At 49.2% G+C, this 5059-nt stretch carries 2 protein-coding genes; both read right to left on the bottom strand.

The annotated features are described in order from the left end of the window. Positions 1 to 266: 266 nt before the first annotated feature. Positions 267 to 2888: an aminopeptidase N gene (gene pepN / locus HMPREF3047_RS01840; protein ID WP_070585019.1), complete on the bottom strand. Its 2622-nt coding sequence runs from the start codon at positions 2886 to 2888 to the stop codon at positions 267 to 269. A 154-nt stretch (positions 2889 to 3042) separates the two neighbouring features. Further along, the coding region (locus HMPREF3047_RS01835) for a YadA family autotransporter adhesin (protein WP_210399748.1) at positions 3043 to 5059 on the bottom strand (2017 nt) is incomplete at its 5' end.

The following is a 5059-nucleotide window of genomic DNA, read 5'->3' as shown; positions in this document are numbered from 1 at the left end:
TGCCGGCTGGTTGAAAGAAGGCAAAGGCGACTACAAATACGAGAAAACTGCTGGCACTGTTGGCCTGCGTCACAAATTCTAATCTTTGGATTAGTATGAAAAAGAGCCTGTTTTATGCAGGCTCTTTTTTATTCTTATGCCCTACCCTCAACGAAAATTAATTTAAGCGTTGTATATAAAAAGGCCGTCTGAAACCAATCAGTTTCAGACGGCCTTTAGTCTATCTATCCTTATTGCCAAATAACAATAAGTTCAACAGACAAGCTTTATTTCTCATTTAAAATCTTACCAACAATCTCGCCCACATCTTTGGACAAACCTTCTTGTGCATGGATGCGTTGCAACTCTTTAGTCATAACGGCTTTGCGGTTGGCTTCCAATTTGTTGCAGATGTTGAAAGCCTGCACCAGTCGAGCGGCAACTTGCGGATTAAAGCGGTCAATTTCCATCACTTTATCTGCTACAAAGCGGTAGCCGCTGCCGTCTTCTGCATGGAAGTGCGGAATATTACGACTGAAGCTCATCAATAAAGAACGGGCTTTATTTGGGTTTTCAATACTGAACTTAGGATGATTCAAGGCCGTCTGAACTTGCTGTAAAGTATCTTTACGGCGACTTGAGGCAATCAGGGCAAAGTATTTGTCCATTACCAAAGCATCATCGGCGAATTTATCGGCAAATTGTGTCAACAAACGATCGCGGATTTCACTTTCATTGCTGTTGATTGCAGATAAGATACCCCATTCGTGGGTCATGTTTTGCGCCATTGCTTCGTAATTCTCCGCAACGTGCTCGATATGCGCAGCGTCAGCACGAAGGATAAATGCCCTGCAAGCATTACGCAAAGTGCGCCAGCCGGCCAATTCCGGGCTGTATTCATAACGAACAGCGGCATCGGCTTGGTTTTCTTGCTCGGCAGCCTGACGGTTCAACTCGCGCCATTGAGGCAGGAACTTGACGGCAACGGAATTGAGCAAGGCTTCACGCGCTTGATGAACCTGAATCGGGTCAATATTTTCTTCTTCCGCCCATACATCGGTTTCAGACGGCATTTGCAGCAAAATGGCACGGAATGCCGGATCAAAGTCACCGGAAACCACCAAAGCCAAAGCATCCATCAATGCTTTGTGTTCCGGTAAAGGACGGCCTTCCGCCAATGCCTGACGGTTGGCATTAATGGCGCGATGATACAGGGTTTGAGCAGCCTCCCAACGTGCAAACTCATTTTCATCTGCCGCCAGCAAAGTCGCCAATTCTTGCTCGCTGTATGGATAGTTCAGGGTAACCGGTGCAGAAAAATCTCGTAGCAGAGACGGGATAACCGGCTCATTGACGCCGCCCAACACAAAAGTCTGCTCGGCTTCGGTCAATACCAAAACCGCCTCTTTCACCCGTTTGCCTTGATATTCAAACTCAACCGCTTCGCCTTTTTCATTCAGCAAACCGGTTTTGACCGGAATCATCATCGGCTGCTTGTCCGCCATATCGGGCGTGGCCGGAATGGTTTGTTTAATGGTCAATTCAAACGCTCCACCTTTCAGACGGCCTTGAGCATCTAAAACCGGCGTACCGGCTTGGCTGTACCATAAAGCAAACTGATCAAGATTGATGCCGTTTGCGTCTGCCATTGCGGCACGGAAATCATCACAAGTCACAGCCTGACCATCGTGGCGTTGGAAATACAGCTTCATGCCTTTTTGGAAGCCCTCTTCTCCGAGCAAGGTATGATACATGCGCACTACTTCTGCACCTTTTTCATAGACGGTCATGGTGTAGAAGTTGTTCATCTCCTCATAGCTGGCCGGGCGAACAGGATGCGCAGTCGGGCCTGCATCTTCAGGGAATTGGAACAAGCGTAGCATACGGACATTGTCGATACGGCGTACCACGCGGCTGGCTCGGTCGCCGGAAAACTCTTGATCGCGGAATACGGTCAAACCTTCTTTCAGCGACAATTGGAACCAATCGCGGCAGGTCACACGGTTGCCCGTCCAGTTGTGGAAATATTCGTGGCCGACAACAGATTCGATGCCTTCAAAGTCGGTATCGGTCGCGGTACGGCTGTTGGCCAGCACAAACTTGGTGTTGAAAATATTCAAACCTTTGTTTTCCATCGCGCCCATATTGAAATCGCCCACGGCAACGACCATGAAAATATCCAAGTCGTATTCCAAACCGAAGCGTGTTTCGTCCCATTTCATCGCATTTTTCAACGATTCAACTGCAAAACCGACTTTAGGTTTGTCTGTCTCCGTGGTGTAGAACTCGATTTTGACCTTACGGCCGCTCATGGTCGTAAAATAATCTTCCGTTACCGCCAAATCGCCTGCCACCAAAGCAAAGAGATAGCTCGGTTTGGCAAACGGATCTTCCCATTTCACCCAATGACGGCCGTCTGAAAACTCGCCGCCACCGATTTTATTGCCGTTAGACAGCAACACCGGATAGCGTTTTTTGTCTGCAACGATCGTGGTGGTAAATTTAGACATGACATCCGGACGGTCGATGTAGAACGTAATTTTGCGGAAACCTTCCGGTTCGCATTGGGTAAACAAATTGCCGCCGGAAGCATACAGACCCATCAGAGATTTGTTCTCAGCAGGCAGAATTTCGGTTTCCACTTCCAGCGTAAAGTTTTCAGACGGCACGCCTGCAATCGTCAGTTTTTCGTCTTCCAACACATAATCTACGGCCTGGCCGTTTACTTTCACAGACAGCAGTTTTGCCGAACCATCCAATACCAACGGCTCCCCTGCTCTTTCAGGTTGAACGGTCAGACTGGATTTGACGATGGTTTGCGGTTCTAAAATATCGAAATGCAGGTCGGTTTTCAGAATACGGTACGCTGGCGCGGCGTAGTCTTTCAAATAATGGATGGTTTTGCTCATTTGTTCTCTTTCAGAGTCATGCGGTAAATAGATGAAGCATATCGTTTCATCTAGCCTAAATTCAAGTGTTTTCAGAAAAAAAGCCGTCTGAAACCTAAAATTTCAGACGGCCTCCCTATTCAGGCAGCAAATCTAGTTGCCTGTCATTGCCAACTTACCACTGATACAGCGCACCGGCACCCACACCGACATGACCGTCGGTATTGGCCGAGAAGTTGCCTTTGACAATCCAGTTGCCGCCGTCGCTCATCGCAGACACGCCAATGGCCATGGCAGACTGGCCGCCATAGTAGCCGCTGCCGACACCGATACCGGTCGCACCCGGACGGGTTACTTGCGGAATCGAGCCTTGGGCAATCGCACCGGCCACACCCGCGTAGGCTTTCTTACCTACTTGGTTGATGTTGTTCTGCAACTCGGTACCCAAACCAATCAATTGGTTCACGTTTGCCGCGTCTGTACCGTCTTTACCCGGAGCCACATTGGTAATGCGTTGGCCGCCGTTGTTCAGACCGACAGGAGACAATTTGACTTGGTTGTTCGGATTGTTTTCAGTCGGCGCAGCGATGGTTACGCCATCGTTGTTGACCACGGTATTGCCTGCGGTCAGACCGTCTTTGTTCAACGCAACTTTATTGCCGACTTTCACGCCGTCGTTATTCATCACAGTATCACCTGCTTTGAATGTATCGGCATTCACTGTCTTCACGCTAATCTCGTCAGCCAGCTTCAGTTGAGCGCCACCGGCTACGGTTTCGCTGATGATGTTGCTGTCGCCTTTAACGTTGATGGTAGAACCCAATGCGTAGTTGTTGCTGCCGGTTGTACCGCCAAAGTTAATGCCTTTGGCGATAGTCGCAGCATTGTTGGCTACGTTTTGGTCGGTTGCGTACAACTGGCTGCCGTTGACGGCATCTTTGCTGTTCGCATTGAGGTCGCCGTCGGCTACGTTGGTTACTTTGTTGCCCGCATTGTCCAAGCCGTCTTTAGTCAGGTTTACCTTGCCTGCTTTCAAGCCGTCTTTGTTCAATGCAACATCGTCACCCACTTTCACACCATCAGTATTCACTGCGGTATCGCCGGCTTTCACGCTGTCAACATCCAAGTCTTTATCGGTTGCCACCTCGTAAACAGTTTGACCCTTGTCGCCTGTTTTCTGAGTGACAACGATGTTCTTACCTTGAACGACTTCAGTCTTAGATGCAGCAGCAGCTTGTTTCAGTTGGGAAACATTGACTGCATCGGTGTCATCCGTACCGGCCGCAACGTTGGTAATCTTGTTGCCGCCATTATTCAAGCCAGCTTTGGTCAGGTTGACATCGCCTGCTTTCAAGCCGTCTTTGTTCAAGGCAACATCATCGCCAACTTTCACACCGTCATTATTCATCACAGTATCGCCTGCGGTAACGCTGTCGACTTTCAGGTTTTTATCGGTAGCCACTTTGTAAATGGTTTGGCCATTGGCACCGACATCCTGAGTAACAACAATGTTATCGCCTTGAACGACTTCAGTCTTAGCCGCAGCCGCAGCTTTGTTCAACTGAGCAACATTCACCGCATCAGTATCATCGGTACCGGCTGCAACGTTGGTAATCTTGTTGCCGCCGTTGTTCAAGCCGGCTTTAGTCAGGTTGACATCGCCAACTTTCACACCATCGGTATTTACAGTGGTATCACCGGCTTTCACGCTATCAACAGCCAAGTCTTTAGCCAATTTGACTTCCAACTTATCAGAGCCATTCGCTACAACGCCGATATTGCCGTCTGAAAGTTTGGTTGCATCAGTTTGACCGCCAACAATATTCAGCTTCGTACCCGGTTTGCGTTCAACATCTTTGCCGCTGTCTCCGCCAAAAGTCAAAGGCAGATTGGCAGTTGCATTGACGGCTTTGATTGCATCGTGGATATTGTTCTCACCAGTACCGCCAATATCGGTCATGCTGATGTTGCCGCCATTATTGGCCGCATTACCACCCAATACATTCACCAACTGATCTTGGGCCGCATTCAGCTGCTCTTCGGTCGCCGCACGTTTACCTTGGGCAAAGTCGTTGCCGCCCAAAGTCGTATTGCTCAAGCCGCTGACTTCACCTTTATCGCCATCGATTTTCACCGGAGCCGCTTGACCGACATTCAACACATCGGCCAGTTTCAGCTGTGCGCCACCGGCT

Source organism: Neisseria sp. HMSC075C10, assembly GCF_001815615.1.
Classification (GTDB): Bacteria; Pseudomonadota; Gammaproteobacteria; order Burkholderiales; family Neisseriaceae; genus Neisseria; species Neisseria subflava_A.
Note: the sequence above shows the minus strand (reverse complement) of the source record. Positions and strands in the feature narration are given on the sequence as shown.